This is a genomic window from Metabacillus sp. cB07 (assembly GCF_016839225.1).
GTDB classification, from domain to species: Bacteria; Bacillota; Bacilli; order Bacillales; family Bacillaceae; genus Bacillus_P; species Bacillus_P indicus.
On sequence record NZ_CP069296.1, the window covers coordinates 3,118,197 to 3,132,997 of the forward strand.

Below are 14,801 nucleotides of genomic sequence, written 5' to 3' on the forward strand. Positions count from 1 at the left end.
ATCTGTTATTTAAGAAAGAAACCCGCACATGCATACATGACCGCAGCTGCAGCGCATCCGACTGCGGTAAATTTCAATTTATACCTTGCGTAGGATACAACCGGCATTTCCAAAATGGATGCCGTAGTAATCGTGGTATCACCAAGCGGAGATGTCATGGCCCCAAACGCCCCGCTTGCAAAAACCGCCCCGACTGTCAAAGGCAGTGATGCTCCTGAAGCAGCTGCGAGAGTCATTCCAAGAGGCATAAACAACCCCCACGTCCCCCAGGATGATCCGATGAAATATCCTACTGCTGAACCAAGCAAAAAAATGATGGCCGGGACGAATGCAGCCGGCAGGACATCTCCAAGCGTTGAACTGATAAAATCTGAAAACCCGATATCTTCTGCAGAAAGAGACAATGCCCACACAAGGATCAAAAGAATGATTGCCTGCATCAGCTGGTTGCCTCCGTCGTAAAAGTGATAGAGCGTTTCTTTCAGCGGCACGCGTCTTATGCTGTAAAACACAAATGTCAGAACGAGTGTTAAAAACACAGCAAGCAGCATGACAAATGTGGCATCCGCTTTTGCAAATGCCTGAAAAAGGGACTTTGCCCCTTTTTCCGTCCCGTCCTGCCACAGCAGAAACATCGACAGACCCAGCAGGAAGAATAAAGGCACAATCAAGTGCCAAGGCTGAGCCTCTACTTGTTCAAGCTCTTTCTTAAGCCCGACACCATGATAGGGATGTTCCTCCGCCGCTTCTTTCTTTTCATCCTGCTTCTTCTTCGGTTTTTTAAATGTGCTGACAAGACCAAGAACCAGCATTGCGATGGCAAAAAAGTTAAACGGGATACTCTGGAGATAGATTTGATACGGCGGAAGATCGAGCTGATTCCGCTCAATTCCCCCTTCTACGAGTGACAGCATGAATCCCGTAAAGGCCGTTCCCGCCGGCAGGAGAACAATGGTTGAGGCTGTTGAAACATCCATTGTAAATCCAACTTTTTGTCTTGAAAGCTCGCTTTTTTCCATAAGCGATTTAATGACAGGACCGATCATCATGATCCTGAACATCGGCATCATAAACGTAAAAGGCAAAGACAGCCAGATCATGCTTAAAAGACCTCTTTCTGATTTGACCCTTTTGCCTACCCATTCTGAAAAACCTTTGATGCCTCCGGAGATTTTCATCATGCCGACAAGTCCCCCGAACAAATAGAGAAACCCGATAATCTGAATGTTTGTATCATCTTCAAGTGTTTTCAATACATACTTCAAGACCTGTTCAAGCCCTCCAAGCAGTTCAGGCTTTACAAGATAAGAGCCGACGATAAGACCCGCTACAAGTCCGGGCAGGATTTCCTTCAGCCAAATGGAAAAAGCAATAACGATGAGAAACGGTACAAGTGAAAGCCAGGCATACTCCATGATTGGCGCTCTCCTTTTGCATGACATTTCTGCTTAGTATTGCCTATAATGGCCATTAATTGCGCAAAAAAAGACAGCCGTTTATGCCGGCTGCCTTTTGCGTTTCATTATTTTGCAATGCGCTCTACGTCGCGTGCAATCATCACTTCTTCATTTGTAGGAATGATCATGACTTTAACCGGCGAGTGAGGGTAGCTGATAAACGCCTCTTCACCGCGCACCTGGTTCAGCGAAGGATCCCAGTAAACACCCATGAATTCAAGGCCGCGAAGAACGCGCTCACGAATATCAATGCTGTTTTCCCCGATTCCTGCCGTAAAGATGATCGCATCTACACCGGACATGCGCGCTGCATAAGAACCGATGTATTTATGAATTCTGCTTGCAAACACTTCTAGGGACGTTCTTGCACGGTCGTTTCCTTCTTCAGCAGCCTTAGTTATGTCGCGAAGGTCTGAAGAAAGTCCGGAAATACCTAGCAGTCCGCTCTTTTTGTTCAAGATATCAAGCACTTCGATAGCTGAGTGTCCTGTTTTTTCCATGATGAACGGGATAAGGGCAGGGTCAATGTTCCCTGAACGCGTACCCATCGCAACACCTGCAAGAGGTGTGAAGCCCATAGAAGTATCAATAGACTTTCCGCCCTCAATAGCAGCGATGCTTGCGCCGTTTCCTAAGTGGCATGAAATCAGGCGAAGCTGCTCAATCGGACGGCCAAGAAGCTCAGCCGCTCTTTCTGATACATATTTATGCGACGTGCCATGGAATCCGTATTTGCGGATGCCGAACTTTTCATAGTACTCGTATGGAAGACTGTAAAGGAAAGACTGGTCAGGCATTGTCTGATGAAAAGCAGTGTCAAAAACGGCTACAGCCGGCACATTTGGAAGCACTTCTTTAAATGCTTTGATTCCGACAACGTTTGCCGGATTGTGAAGAGGAGCAAGCTCTGAAAGCTCTTCAATTTGTGCAAGTGTTTCCGGTGTAATCAGGACAGAATCATCAAACTTTTCGCCTCCGTGAACAACACGGTGTCCGATTCCTTCAATTTCATCTAGCGATTGAATGATGCCAAGGTCTGTCAGCTTAGAGAGAAGAATTTTAACAGCCACTGCGTGATCTGGAATCTCCGTTGTTTCTGTTTGCTTTTCTCCATTCACAGAAATGGTGAATACAGCATTATCTAGCCCGATGCGTTCTACAAGACCTGCTGTCAGCACTGTCTCTGCAGGCATTTCAAACAACTGGAACTTCAATGAAGAGCTCCCTGCATTAATTGCAATTACTTTTGCCATAATGGTTACCGCTCCTTTTTATATAAAAACACGATTGTGTATTAAAAAAATAAAGAAAATCAACTCTTCTTTATTCTTTACAAATGAACCCGAATATTATCTGCCTTTCTCATTTAAACATTGCATGTCAGACATTTCAAGTGCAATTCACACCTGCAATCGTTTACAGTTCATATTCATTTAATTCTGACTTTTCGTGTTGTCAGACATAAAAAAGAACCGCGCTGGAGCGGTTCCTGAATGTTATTTATTTTCTTTAAACCAGCCGTCAAGCTGCTTCATAATGGACTGCATGCCTGCTTTATCGGAGAAGCTCGGCAGCTCGGCAAGCATGGCGTGCTTCGGTGCAGAAACACCTTCGCCTTTCTTTTGAAGAATAAACAGGCTTTTCTCATGCTGCTTGTCTTTAAAGAGGGTTTGCGGCAGTTTCAAAAGCCCCTGAACAATAGCGTGATCCTTTAAGTATGCTTTCAGTTTCGGCGCTTCTGCAGACTCAAAAAGATGATTCGGCACAATAAAGAAAAGATAGCCGCCCGGTTTTGTATAGTTCAGACTCTGCTCAATAAACAGGTGATGGGAATAGGAATGCCCGCTGTCTGCTTTTAATGTGAATTTGTCTGCACCGACATCATTTGGATAATACCCTACAGGCAAATCGCAGATGACGTAATTTACCGGATCTACATAGAGCGGCTCAAGAGAATCCTGGTTATAAAACTGAACAGTATGCTCTCCAAGATTGGCATTCAAATAGGCAAGCTTAATCAGGAGGTCATCCACTTCCACACCGTAGCTCAGCACATCCTCCCCGCCAATATGGTTAAGAACGGCTGTGAGAAGGTTGCCTGTCCCCACAGCAGGATCAAGAATCGAAATGTTCTTTTCCCCGGCTGCAAACTTGTTTACCAAATAGCCTGTAAACAGCCCGACTGTATCCGGAGTCATCTGGTGATTGGCATGGGCGCCATCTTTAAGGCCCTTTAAAATAACAAGCTGAAAGGCTTTGCGGATCTCTTCCTTTTGGAAGGAAGAGATGTTTGCCTGTTCATATTTTTTTGCAAGGTTCTTTTTCGTGACCTCGCTCATCTCATCTTGCAGGACTTCATTCTGGAAAAGATTTTCGCCGGTTTCCGCTACGGCTTCAATATATGTAAGGTTGCATTCTTTTGAAATAATCTCGGCTGATTCATTCATCATCGTGAACAGCTTTTCAACATTCGAAACGGCTTGCATGGTCGTTTCCTCCTTCATGGTTCGTATCCCTCATTCTACTCATCAGGAGGTGATAATTCAAGCAGGATTGCCTGGGCTTCATAAAAAAGAACCTCGCTGCCGAAAGGGCAAGAGGTTCTCAAGAACACTAATCAGTTGGCAGCTTTAGCCGCTTCGATTGCAGCATCATAGTCAGGGTGGTTCGTTGCTTCGCTCACGTATTCTACATACGTTACTTTGTCATTGCTGTCGACAACGAATACTGCTCTCGCAAGAAGTCTTAGCTCTTGGATGTGTACGCCGTATGCTTCGCCAAATGAAAGGTCGCGGTGGTCTGATACAGTTTGGACATTTTCAATGCCGTTAGCTGCGCACCAGCGCTTTTGCGCAAATGGAAGGTCGACGCTGACAGTCAGTACTTTCAGGTTGTCAATTTTTGAAGCTTCTTCATTAAAACGGCGTGTCTGTGCATCACAAACACCTGTGTCGATAGAAGGAACGACAGAAAGAATGCGTACTTGTCCTTTTGAATCGGACAGTGAAACTTCTGATAGATCATTGGCAAGCACTGTGAAATTTGGAGCTGTATCCCCGGCTTTTACCTCGTTTCCGATAAGTGTTACCGGATTTTGCTTGAATGTAATAGATGCCATTTACTATTCCTCCTCCGAAAATATGTACAGTGTAAATATAGCCTGAATCAGGCGCTGTTTGCAACGGAAAAGGGCATCTTTTCCCAAATTACAGCAAAAAAAACGCCTGTCATCCTATGACGGGCGTCCGGGCTTAAATATCAAAATCATCTTTTTGCTGCTGATGGCCAGTGTGGCTGTGATCATTTTTGTTCTTTTTGAAGATTCCCTGAATTTTTTCCACTGCCTGTGGAGCCGTATCAAGAATGCGTTCGTACAGGTGTGTGCTTTCATCTAAATGAAGCATTTTGATTCCATTGTGGCCGACAATGAGAAAGGCAATCGGCGTGATGGAAACTCCGCCGCCGCTTCCGCCGCCAAATGGATGTTTATGGTGGTCGTGCTGACCGCCTGCTGTTCCGCCGGTATTCTTTTCTTCAATACCCGTTCCATTAAACTCACTGCCCCCTGCTGCAAAACCGAAACCAACCTTCGAGACGGTCAAAATGACGCTTCCGTCAGGTGTTTCGACAGGGTCGCCGATGATTGTATTGACATCAATCATCTGCTTAAGATTTTCCATAGCCGTCTTCATCAGGCCCTGAATTGGATGATCACTCATAAAAAGGTTCCTCCTTTAAGCTGGTGTGTTCTTTTTCTTGGACAAAAAAGAAAACTGCTGATCCCGTAAAGTTGGACGTCCGCCTCTCCAGTATTTGAGCAGGCGCAGTCCCGCCAACATAGCATGCCCTGTTCGAAAGTGGAGCATACATGAAAGCATCGTTTTTGAGCTCTTTTGATAAAAATTCGGCTCAATTGAAAGAATGGGCCGATTCTTCAGTTTCATATAGTGGCTGATGATGCCGAGAGCCGCTCCTTTTAACGTCCACCCGGGCCCAATAAGGAAACCTGTTTCAGCGGCGTCACCTGTACCTATCTCAGACCGCCACTCAAACTTCGTGATGGAAATATTGGCGAGAAACCGTTTCACGATCGCATGCAGATGCACAATATGCTCGGTCAGTTCCTTCAGATCCTTTATGCTCGTCATCATATCATCAGGAGAAACTTTTTCGTCACTGTTCTTAGGCTTCTTGTTTTCGCCAACTGCTTTTTCTTTTTTCAGCAGCAGGTTCGGCCCATCAGGATCTACTTTAATTAAAGGAATTTTATAGGTGTATTTCAGCAGTCCGAAAAAAGCCCTGAATTTCAGGCTTATTTCATCATCGTGCCCTACGTGCCTGATATCAGCGATAATCGTTATTTTCATAAATAAGATAAGCGTAAATAAAAGAATAAGTGCAATAGCGCAAATCCAGATCCAGGCCACCCCTGTCACATCCTTTCAATCCTCCAGTATCGTCCTCGGCAAAAAAAAATAAACCTGCGGCGGATGCAGGTTTATCTTGGTCAAAACTTATTCTGTCCCTGCCGGAGCAAGGATTCTTTCGCTTTTTCTCAAATATTCAGTTACAACGGCTGTATCTGCAAACAAATCGTGCACTCCCTGTTTCTTTGGAGTGAATGCTGCGACAGCGTAGCCGATCCACGTAAACTTTGAAATAAATCGCCCGATAAACTCTCTAAACAGAACAGTGCTCCATGTCAGTTCTTCCTGTTTGACGGAAATCACTTTCAGCCCAAGCACCATTTTACCGAGAGTTTGCCCGAGAAATTTCGTCATCAGGACAAAATACGCGTAAAAGACAGCGGCGGAACAAATCGCAATCGGAGAAAAAATGAACGTTTTCGATACTGGTATATCCAGCCATGTAAAAAGCGGATGAAAGACAATCCGGTTGATGCTCCAAATGACAATAATATCGATCAAATAAGCCCAGAATCTAAGCCAGAAGCCGGCATAGTGGACGTCCATTTCTTCTTGGCGATAAAGAGGCTGCTCCCGGGTTTGGCTGTTTTCTTCAAACGTAGCATCCATCTGCAAACCCTCCTTTTATTCTGAGTACAAATACATCATTCTTGGTGAATTCGACTGCGAGAAGAAACGGTATAAGCCCATCAGCTCAAATTCCTCGCTGAACACTTTTGTTGCGCCAAGTGAAAGCAGTGAATCAAGCCCGGCATTCGTTTCATACTCGACTACCTGTGCACCGTCGATCTTCAAATCTTTTTTCATGCCTTTTAACGCATCATCAGAGTATCCGAGTTCATCAATCAAGTTCAGCTCTTTTGCCTGGCGTCCGTCATAAATACGGCCGTCTGCAATTTTTCTTACTTCTGCATCCGACATCCCGCGCCCGCCGGCAATAACATCGACAAATCCGCTGTACGCATTATCAACCATTGCCTGAAGGATTTTGCGGTCTTCGGATGTCATTTCCCTGGAAGGAGACATGATATCTTTAAACTCCCCGCTCTTGATCGTTTCGAACTTCACGCCATATTTCTCAGCAAGGCCGCTGTAATTCACTCCCTGCATGATGACGCCAAGCGAACCGGTTAAAGTATCAGGGGCTGCGTAGATTTTGTCTGCCGGGGCAGAGATATAATAGCCTCCTGAGGCGGCTGTTGTTCCCATTGACACATAGATCTTTTTGTCATGCTTTTCTTTTGCATCCATTAAATGTTTATGTATTTCCGCACTCTCCACAACTCCTCCGCCCGGAGAATTCACTTTGAGCATAATGCCGCGGACATTGTTGTCTTCTGCTGCAGCATCGATCATTTTCAGGAACTGCTGATGATTGTAGCCTGCCGTCTCAAAAAAAGACGTCACATTTTCACCTGTATCCTGAATCACGCCGTTCACTTCAAGGACGACGATTTTGTCTGATTCATTTCCTGCTTCAAGCACCGTTTCTGCAAATTCTTCGTTTGCTGAAAGTGCATCTGTAAAGGCATTGCTGTTGGCCAAAGCCATACTTGTCAAGCTGATCACAACGGATACCCCGAAAAGAACAGCTGCGGTGACAAGTGCCCCCCATCGTTTCCCATTCATGCTGATTCCTCCTAAAACAGTTTCTGCAGGCCGAAAAACATTAGCCCGGCACGTGCAATTATTTTAATATTCAAGCCGAAAATGGTAAACTAAACACCATAAAGTATTGTAACACCATTTTCTAGGATTGTGTAACTTTTCCAACATTAAGGAGGATCACCATGACAGATAATCGGCGCAATGTTTACTTTTTCTACAAAAAACAGGATGATTTAGTACATAAAGTGGAAGGGCTTACTTCCCTCGCTTCCGAAAATGGATTTACAGTCGTGCAGGATGCAAAACAGGCTAACATCATTGTCAGCATCGGCGGGGACGGCACATTCCTTCAGGCTGTCAGAAAAACCGGATTCAGAGAGGACTGCCTGTATGCAGGAATTTCCGTAAAAGGAACTGTAAGCCTTTACTGTGACTTTAAAATCGAAGAAACAGATAAGATGATTGACGCCATGAGGGAAGCTCAAGTGGAGGTAAGACGTTATCCACTCTTAAATGTAACCGTTGACGGACACACATCCTTCCAGTGCCTAAACGAATGCTCCATCCGCTCCGGCATCATTAAAACGTTTGTTATCGACGTCTTTATTGATGACCTTCACTTTGAAACGTTCAGAGGGGACGGCATGATCATCTCTACGCCTACAGGCAGCACAGCCTATAACAAATCCGTTCAGGGAGCAGTGGTTGACCCGCTTCTGCCATGTCTGCAAGTAAGCGAGCTTGCCTCTTTGAACAACAATAAATACAGAACACTCGGTTCCCCGTTTATCTTGAGCGGAGACAGAAAGCTTACGCTGAAAATCGTCCAGGACGGCAATGACCACCCTGTCATCGGCATGGACAACGATGCCCTGAGCATCCGCCACGTCGAGAACGTCGAGCTTTCCTTAAGCCCATCCATGATTAAAACCGTTAAACTCAAAGACAATTCCTTCTGGGAAAAAGTGAAGCGGACGTTTTTATAAGAAAAGCGGAAACGCCCGTTTAGCTCCGGGAGTCAGATAAGGAAACGGCGGTAAAGGCGCTTTTTGCCTTTGCCGACGGTTCCGTTCTGACAGAGGAGTTGGCTGATGGAGCTGGACACCACGAAAAGCGGAGCCGACCGTTTAGCCCTGACAGGCAGAAAAGAAATCACCGGAAAAGTCCGGGTTTGACTTTTTGGGGGATTTTGTTCTGACGGAAGGGCTGGGAGGCGGAGCTGGACACCACGAAAAGCGGAATCGCCCGTTTAGCTCCGGGAGTCAGATAAGGAAACGGCGGTAAAGGCGCTTTTTGCCTTTGCTGACGGTTCCGTTCTGACAGAGGAGTTGGGCGATGGAGCTGGACACCACGAAAAGCGGAATCGCCTCATGCTGGCCGAGGAGCACTTACAGCTGATACTCTGTATTTTGCTCCTGAAGATTGACAGATTGACCTTATGTTTTTATTACCCTGTATTTCGTGATTGATGAAATACGGGGTATTATTTTGTTTTTTCGCTGCCCTATATTCTGCTCCTGCTCATTTATGTGACAGCATTTTGGCTCTTTGCTGTCCTATAATCTGCTCTTACTAATTTATAGGGCAGCATTTCCGCTTTTTGCTTCCCTATATTCTGATACTGCTGAATTATAAGGCTGCATTTTCGCTTTTTACTGCCCTATATTTTACTCCTGCTAATTTATAGGACGGCACTTCTGTTTTTTGCATCCCTATATTTTGATCCTGTTAATTTATAGGGCACTATTTTGGCTTCCTGCCATTCCAAATAAACCACTACAGGAAGGTGAACGGAATTTCAAAATTCATTTTGCACGCTGTTTCCAATTTCCTCTTCGGTTACTTCTTTCAATACATGTTTGTTTTATTTGTTATACTTTTCCTGTATATCAGTGAAGCTCTGGGCTATCCATTAGATCCAACATTAGAAAAAGGATTATTGGTTCCTTTTCTATTCATTACCGCTGCGGCAGGTTTGGTTTACTTTCCAACAGTCATATTGACAAACATGTATTGCCGGAAGAAGATTGAATGGAAATGGACCCCTTTTTTACTGCTCACTTTTCTCTTTTTTTCATCAGGTGTCTTTTCAAACGGAGAGAGAATAGCAACCTTTTTCAATTAATAAAGCGATTGAACTGCAAAGCATCAATGAAAAAACGCCCGGGAAGCCAGGCGTTTTTCTTGTTATATGATCTTGCAATCGTTCATTGACTTCTTCTCATACACTACCCTATCATCAACAACCGTCATAACAACTTCGGTCTCAAGCAGGGCATCTTCTTCAAAGATATCCCTGCTCAGGACGGTGAAGTCTGCGGTGTATCCTTTTGCGATGCAGCCGTATTCATGTTCATGATGCACGGCATATGCGCTCCCTTTTGTGTATAACTCTACCGCTTCATATACCGACAATCTCTCTTCTGGAAGATAGACCTGCCCGTCGTAAATGCTCTCTCTTTTTACAGCCGAGTAGATGCCAAGGAGGGGATCAATCGGTTCAATCGGCGCATCTGATCCGCCTGCACAATTCACGCCTTCATTTATTAGTGTTTTCCAGGCGTAGCAGTACTTTATTTTATCCCGTCCGATGCGGTCCATCACCCAAGGAAAATCACTTGATGAAAATCTGGGCTGAATGTCCAGAATAACCGGGAGTTTCTTTACACGTTCAATCAGTTCTCCGCTCAGAATCTGGGCGTGAATCAGCCTGTCGTGCTGATGCTTTTGGACAGGCGGATTCGCCTCAATTGCATCCAGTGTTTTTTTAAATGCAAGGTCGCCAATCGTGTGGATGGCTGCCTCCATGCCATACCCTCTGGCTTTTTGAATCAGGCTGTTAAGCCCTTCTTCTGAATGGATGCTGACGCCATTTGTTCCGGGATCATCTTCATAAGGCACGCTTAAGAGAGCCGTTCTTCCCCCAAGTGCACCATCGGCGAACAGCTTCATTGCGCCAAATTCGATAAACGGCCCCAAATACCGCTCTTTTTGCTGAAATTCATCTGTTATATGATGATGAACAAGAAGATGCGCTCTAAACGTTTTCTTTTCTCCATTAATCACGGAGTCAAATGCGCCAAGAACATTTTCCAGGCTGCCGTAATATGACAGATCTTCGGTATGTCCTCCAACAAGACCTTTTTTATGGCAGTCCTCAATCGATTTCAGCAATGCTTTATGTAAATACTCCTTTGAAACCTGCGGCTGTGCCTGAAAAACAAGCTCCTGGGCCCCATCATGCATATAGCCTGTCGGATCGCCATGTTCATCCCGGACAATCAAGCCGCCTTCCGGGTCAGGAGTTTCTGAAGAAATACCTGCCAGCTCCATAGCTTTTGTATTCACAATAACAGCATGATGGCAAATACGTTTAATTAAGATGGGGTGAACATTCGAAATGTCATCAAGCTCTCTCCTGTGAAGAATTTTGCGGTCAGGAAATTGGTTTTCATTAAACCCTTCTCCGATAATCCACTCACCGTGCTGGATCGTCTTTGCACGCTCACGCAAGCTTTCGAGCACTTCCTCTGAAGAAGCCATTTCTGAAAAATCAAGGTGCATCAGTTTTTCTCCATGGCCAATCACATGCATATGACTGTCTGTAAATCCCGGCAGCATCGTATGTCCGCCTAAATTCATTTCTTTGGCCCCGGGATACAAAGACCGGAGTTTTTCCAGATCCCCCGTATCTTTAATGTAGCCTTTTTCGGTATAGACCGCTTCAACTGTATCTCTTTCTTCTATTAAAGTATAAATTTTTCCGCCGAACCAAAGCGTGCCCACGTTCTCATTCCTCCAGCTCTTTCATTTGAATCTATGGTATCATTCAGAGCATGGAAAAACCAGACAGAGAGCTCCTGTCTGGTTTTCATAAATTTTAAGCTTCTGCAAGCTCTCGCTGTCTGAGCTCAATCCGTCTGATTTTGCCTGACGTCGTTTTTGGCAGTTCCTCGACAAATTCAATCTTCCTCGGATATTTATAAGGTGCAGTCAGTTCTTTTACGTGATCCTGAAGAGCAGGAATCAGATCCGGTGAGGAAGCATCCACTTCCTCCTGAAGCACGACAAATGCTTTTACGATGCTTCCGCGAAGCTCATCCGGACTTGCGACAACCGCGCATTCCTTGACGAAAGGATGCTTGACGAGCGCATCTTCGACTTCAAACGGTCCGATTGTATAGCCGGAGCTGATGATGATATCGTCTCTTCTGCCTTCAAACCAGAAGTAGCCGTCTTCATCTTTTCTGGCGCGGTCACCTGTAATATAGTAGTCCCCTCTAAACTGCATGGCAGTCCGCTCGGCATCTTTGTAGTATTCTTTGAAAAGAGCGGGAGTATCGACATGCACGGCGATGTCGCCGACTTCTCCGGCCGCACAGATGTCTCCGTCCTCATTGATGATTTCCACTTTGTTGCCTGGCGTCGGCATGCCCATAGAGCCGGGTTTCAGCTGCATTCCCTTCATGACGCCGACAAGAAGTGTGTTTTCTGTCTGGCCATATCCGTCTCTGACTTCTATGCCGAAGTAGTTTCTGAACGTATCAATCACTTCCCGGTTGAGCGGTTCTCCTGCTGAAACGGCGCTGTGGAGCTCAGGAAGTGAATAATCCTTCAGATTGTCCACTTTGGCCATCAGGCGGTACTCTGTAGGTGTACAGCAAAGTACGTTTACTTTATAATCCTGAAGCAGCTGAAGGTACTTCTTAGGTTCAAAGCGTCCGTTGTACACAAGTCCCGTTGCCCCCGATCCAAGAACCGATAAGAACGGGCTCCAGATCCATTTTTGCCAGCCAGGCCCCGCCGTTGCCCAGACAACATCATTCTCTTCAATACTCAGCCAGTTGCTTGCAGCGGTTTTAAGATGGGCAAATGCCCAGCCGTGCGTATGAACGACGCCTTTTGGATTGCCCGTTGTTCCCGATGTGTAGGACAAGAAAGCGTGGCTGTCCCTCTTTGTTTCTGCCACCTTGAGATCGCCTGATTGCCCGGCAGCCTCTTCTTCAAGGCTGTACCAGCCTTCTGCTTTTCCGCCGGCTGCAAACTTGTGCAGGCCGTCATATTCCTGAATCCCGCTGCATTCTGCAGTAAAATCTATGTAGGAAATGATGGCTTTCACATCTCCGTGGGTCACTCGGTATTGAAGATCCTTGGTACGCAGCATTTCTGAGCTTGGTATGACAACAAAGCCTGCTTTAAGGGCTCCCAAGTAAACCGCATATGCTTCCGGAAACCTCGGAATAATGACAAGGATTTTATCTCCCTGTGTAAGACCCTTACTAAGTAAAGCGCTTCCAATTCTATTCGCTCTATCAAGAAGCTGTCCATATGTAAGTTCCTGTTTTTCTCCCTGCTCATTTTCCCATTTAAGGGCTACCCGGTTTGCATCTTTTGCGTGTTTTTCAACTTCTTCTACCAAATTGTAGATTTCTGGCGCAATTAGTTCATCTCTCAGCATAAGTGACCCCTCCTTGTACTTTCTATTCGATTATACATAATAATTTAACATTTTTGAATATTATTACAAAATAACTTTGTGTTCTTAAGCAAATGAAAAAAGACACGGATGGAATCCGTGTCCTGTCTTAGCTCTGTTCATTTGATTCTACTGCATTTTTTGGTTCGTTTCTTCGTTTTCTGCCTTGCTTTCTTGACTTTTGAAGCTTTTGATCCTGTTCCGGTCCCTCAGAAAACTCAGTGCGGTTGTTTTTTGTCATGATTAGCAGCCTCCTCTATATGAATTGCTCATTGAGCAAAAAAGGGCAAAGAAAAGAGCGGGGTATGATCCCCACCCTTCGTAGCCATATCTATTTAGTTCAGGTTATTTTGAAAATCCACCCATGTTTTGTTGAGCGTAAGATACTAGACGTTTAGTGATCTCACCGCCAACAGAACCGTTAGCACGAGCAGTTGTTTCAGGTCCTAAGTTCACTCCGAACTCAGAAGCGATTTCGTATTTCATTTGGTCGATCGCTTGTTGTGCGCCTGGTACTACTAGTTGGTTTGAGCTGTTGTTTGCCATGTGTTTTCACCTCCTTGTGAGTATAGATTGTGTAAAAACACATGGCTTCATACAAACTTAATTTGGTAATTGTTCACAGTTTTTAAAAGAGATCATCGAATTCCTCTTCAGAAGCAGCAGACAATTCCACTAACTCAGTTCGTTCAACAGCTTTTAAAATCATCGGCTCAAAATCAAGAAAGCTTTCAAAACGCTGCGCTTTCTCAAGCTTTGGCTTCGTTGCCGGTGATGGAGGCGTAAAAATGGTGCAGCAGTCCTCATACGGCAAAATGGATGTATCATGCGTGCCGATCTGCTTTGCAAGAGAGATGATATCTTTTTTTGTCAGAGGCAATCAGCGGTCTGATGATAGGCGTGCTCGTCACGTCGTTAATGGCAAACATGCTTTCAAGCGTCTGGCTTGCGACCTGCCCGAGACTCTCTCCTGTCACAATCGCAAGCGCGTCATGCTTCTCACGTATCTTATCGGCTATTTGAAGCATCATCCTGCGCGTGGATGTCATGACATAGCTTTCAGGAACCTGCTTTTGAATCGCTTCCTGTATCTCGGTAAATGGAACGATATGCAGTCTGATCCTGCCCCCGAAAACAGTCAGTCTGCGGGCAAGTTCAATCACCTTTTGCTTTGCCCGCTCACTTGTGTACGGCGGGCTGAAAAAGTGGACAGCTTCAAGCTCTATTCCTCTTTTCATCGCAAAATAGCCGGCTACAGGACTGTCAATTCCTCCTGAAAGCATCAAAACGGCTTTACCGCTCGCACCAGCCGGCAATCCCCCGACGCCTTCGTAATCTCTTGAAGACAGATATGCCGCTTCTTCGCGAACCTCAACCCTTACATCAATATCCGGACTGTGCACATCTACAGCCAGTCCGTCAGTATTCTTCAAAATATGGCTGCCCACTTCATAATTAATTTCATTTGTCAGCAAAGGGAATGTTTTATCCGCTCTTTTTGCGGAGACTTTAAAGCTGTCTCCTGACTTATATTGACGTTCTATTAAAGCAAGAGCACCATTTTTGATTTCTTCCAGTTCTCTTTTCGTCTTCAATACAAGACTGAAGGAGTGAATGCCGAATACGAGCGGGAGCTTCTCGAGAATCTCCTCGTGATTCTCCCCGTTCAAGTTGATATAAAGCCGGTCGCGGTTGCCCCAGTACCCCAATGCAGGATAATCAGACAGCACCGATTTGAGGTTTTGCTTCAGACAGTTTACGAACCATCTTCTGTTTTTTCCTTTAGTGGTAATTTCCCCGTACCTTACCATAATGTGTTCATACTTCATAAAA

13 protein-coding genes and 1 pseudogene are annotated in these 14,801 nt (G+C 45.2%); 1 reads left to right on the plus strand and 13 read right to left on the minus strand.

Annotation, left to right across the window (positions count from 1 at the left end; all coding sequences use genetic code 11):
- Positions 1 to 5 precede the first annotated feature (5 nt).
- The 8 genes from JOJ89_RS16025 to sppA all read right to left on the minus strand — a co-directional run bounded on the left by JOJ89_RS16025 (position 6) and on the right by sppA (position 7,513).
- Complete coding sequence (locus JOJ89_RS16025) at positions 6 to 1,415, minus strand: Na+/H+ antiporter NhaC family protein (RefSeq protein WP_203288383.1); 1,410 nt, start codon at positions 1,413 to 1,415, stop codon at positions 6 to 8.
- Between the two features lie 107 nt (positions 1,416 to 1,522).
- A complete protein-coding gene (locus tag JOJ89_RS16030) occupies positions 1,523 to 2,710 on the minus strand; it encodes an acetate kinase (RefSeq protein WP_029279102.1) in 1,188 nt (395 codons plus the stop codon).
- A gap of 243 nt (positions 2,711 to 2,953) precedes the next feature.
- On the minus strand, positions 2,954 to 3,943 hold the full coding sequence (locus tag JOJ89_RS16035; RefSeq protein WP_203288385.1) for a class I SAM-dependent methyltransferase: 990 nt from the start codon (positions 3,941 to 3,943) through the stop codon (positions 2,954 to 2,956).
- A gap of 131 nt (positions 3,944 to 4,074) precedes the next feature.
- The gene (gene tpx, locus JOJ89_RS16040; RefSeq protein WP_029279098.1) at positions 4,075 to 4,575 is read right to left on the minus strand and encodes a thiol peroxidase; all 501 of its coding nucleotides are present in this window, start codon (positions 4,573 to 4,575) and stop codon (positions 4,075 to 4,077) included.
- Positions 4,576 to 4,708: 133 nt separating this feature from the next.
- On the minus strand, positions 4,709 to 5,176 hold the full coding sequence (gene ytfJ, locus JOJ89_RS16045) for a GerW family sporulation protein (RefSeq protein WP_029279096.1): 468 nt from the start codon (positions 5,174 to 5,176) through the stop codon (positions 4,709 to 4,711).
- A gap of 15 nt (positions 5,177 to 5,191) precedes the next feature.
- Positions 5,192 to 5,884, minus strand: coding sequence for a DUF2953 domain-containing protein (locus JOJ89_RS16050; RefSeq protein ID WP_203288387.1), 693 nt, complete (start codon positions 5,882 to 5,884; stop codon positions 5,192 to 5,194).
- An 87-nt stretch (positions 5,885 to 5,971) separates the two neighbouring features.
- Complete coding sequence (locus JOJ89_RS16055) at positions 5,972 to 6,493, minus strand: RDD family protein (protein ID WP_051827225.1); 522 nt, start codon at positions 6,491 to 6,493, stop codon at positions 5,972 to 5,974.
- Positions 6,494 to 6,508: 15 nt separating this feature from the next.
- Entirely contained in the window at positions 6,509 to 7,513 is a 1,005-nt protein-coding gene (sppA, locus tag JOJ89_RS16060; RefSeq protein ID WP_203288399.1) for a signal peptide peptidase SppA, read from the minus strand.
- A gap of 161 nt (positions 7,514 to 7,674) precedes the next feature.
- Here sppA and JOJ89_RS16065 point away from each other — a divergent pair, with 161 nt between their 5' ends.
- Positions 7,675 to 8,478 carry an NAD kinase gene (locus tag JOJ89_RS16065; RefSeq protein ID WP_029279090.1) on the plus strand — a complete coding sequence of 268 codons (804 nt, stop codon included), beginning with the start codon at positions 7,675 to 7,677 and terminating at the stop codon, positions 8,476 to 8,478.
- Positions 8,479 to 9,679: 1,201 nt separating this feature from the next.
- On the opposite strand, the gene JOJ89_RS16070 is transcribed toward JOJ89_RS16065, so the two are convergent.
- From JOJ89_RS16070 to thiI, 5 genes and pseudogenes are all read right to left on the minus strand, one after another.
- On the minus strand, positions 9,680 to 11,278 hold the full coding sequence (locus tag JOJ89_RS16070) for an amidohydrolase (protein ID WP_203288401.1): 1,599 nt from the start codon (positions 11,276 to 11,278) through the stop codon (positions 9,680 to 9,682).
- Between the two features lie 94 nt (positions 11,279 to 11,372).
- Positions 11,373 to 12,950, minus strand: a complete 1,578-nt coding sequence (mbcS, locus tag JOJ89_RS16075; RefSeq protein WP_203288403.1) for an acyl-CoA synthetase MbcS — start codon at positions 12,948 to 12,950, stop codon at positions 11,373 to 11,375.
- Positions 12,951 to 13,077: 127 nt separating this feature from the next.
- The gene (locus tag JOJ89_RS21305) at positions 13,078 to 13,209 is read right to left on the minus strand and encodes a hypothetical protein (RefSeq protein WP_267881643.1); all 132 of its coding nucleotides are present in this window, start codon (positions 13,207 to 13,209) and stop codon (positions 13,078 to 13,080) included.
- Between the two features lie 104 nt (positions 13,210 to 13,313).
- Positions 13,314 to 13,514, minus strand: coding sequence for an alpha/beta-type small acid-soluble spore protein (locus JOJ89_RS16080; protein WP_029279082.1), 201 nt, complete (start codon positions 13,512 to 13,514; stop codon positions 13,314 to 13,316).
- Positions 13,515 to 13,596: 82 nt separating this feature from the next.
- Positions 13,597 to 14,797, minus strand: a pseudogene (gene thiI, locus JOJ89_RS16085) (tRNA uracil 4-sulfurtransferase ThiI).
- Positions 14,798 to 14,801 lie beyond the last annotated feature (4 nt).

Excerpts from the sequence above, each read along its gene's own strand:
- JOJ89_RS16025 (WP_203288383.1), bottom strand. The coding sequence starts at position 1,415 with ATGGAGTATGCCTGGCTTTCACTTGTACCGTTTCTCATCGTTATTGCT.
- JOJ89_RS16030 (WP_029279102.1), bottom strand. The coding sequence starts at position 2,710 with ATGGCAAAAGTAATTGCAATTAATGCAGGGAGCTCTTCATTGAAGTTC.
- JOJ89_RS16035 (WP_203288385.1), bottom strand. The coding sequence starts at position 3,943 with ATGCAAGCCGTTTCGAATGTTGAAAAGCTGTTCACGATGATGAATGAA.
- tpx (WP_029279098.1), bottom strand. The coding sequence starts at position 4,575 with ATGGCATCTATTACATTCAAGCAAAATCCGGTAACACTTATCGGAAAC.
- ytfJ (WP_029279096.1), bottom strand. The coding sequence starts at position 5,176 with ATGAGTGATCATCCAATTCAGGGCCTGATGAAGACGGCTATGGAAAAT.
- JOJ89_RS16055 (WP_051827225.1), bottom strand. The coding sequence starts at position 6,493 with ATGGATGCTACGTTTGAAGAAAACAGCCAAACCCGGGAGCAGCCTCTT.
- sppA (WP_203288399.1), bottom strand. The coding sequence starts at position 7,513 with ATGAATGGGAAACGATGGGGGGCACTTGTCACCGCAGCTGTTCTTTTC.
- JOJ89_RS16065 (WP_029279090.1), top strand. The coding sequence starts at position 7,675 with ATGACAGATAATCGGCGCAATGTTTACTTTTTCTACAAAAAACAGGAT.
- mbcS (WP_203288403.1), bottom strand. The coding sequence starts at position 12,950 with ATGCTGAGAGATGAACTAATTGCGCCAGAAATCTACAATTTGGTAGAA.
- JOJ89_RS21305 (WP_267881643.1), bottom strand. The coding sequence starts at position 13,209 with ATGACAAAAAACAACCGCACTGAGTTTTCTGAGGGACCGGAACAGGAT.
- JOJ89_RS16080 (WP_029279082.1), bottom strand. The coding sequence starts at position 13,514 with ATGGCAAACAACAGCTCAAACCAACTAGTAGTACCAGGCGCACAACAA.